Annotated in this window: 1 protein-coding gene; it reads right to left on the bottom strand. The window is 55.0% G+C overall.

The window, feature by feature from the left end:
* Window positions 1–422: IS110 family transposase (locus FYZ48_RS25020; RefSeq protein ID WP_187782209.1), on the bottom strand; the 422-nt coding region annotated here is incomplete at both ends.

Here is a 422-nt window from a genome sequence, read left to right as displayed (position 1 = left end):
GTCCCGGCAAAGTCGACCAGTGCCTGGTTGGCTGACTTCAACTGTTGGAGAAAGAAAAGCCATTCTGAGGTCAGTTGATTCATGCAAATCCGATCAGCGGCCGACAGGGGATAGCTGCTGACATACTCTTGTCCCGCTTTTCTGAACAGGTCTGGTCGATCTGCATTGTAGTTGCTCATGATCCGTCGCATGCGATTCTTGACCGAAGTAATCCGGCGTTGAATAGAGCTCCGCTGACGTACCAGGCCGCGGTGATCGCGTTGCCGAGGGGTTGGGCGATACGAGGCTGGTACCATGTCTCTTGACAGAAACTCGGCCAGAACCTGAGCATCGAGACGATCGCTTTTCCGCGTGGACTCAGCGATGACCCGCAATTTACCAGGGTGGGCGAGGATCACTTTATCAGCCAGGGGCTCGATGAG

It is taken from the genome of Gimesia chilikensis, from assembly GCF_008329715.1.
Taxonomy (GTDB): domain Bacteria; phylum Planctomycetota; class Planctomycetia; order Planctomycetales; family Planctomycetaceae; genus Gimesia; species Gimesia chilikensis.
The sequence above is the reverse complement of the archived record's forward strand: the minus strand, read 5'-3'. Positions and strand labels throughout refer to the sequence as shown.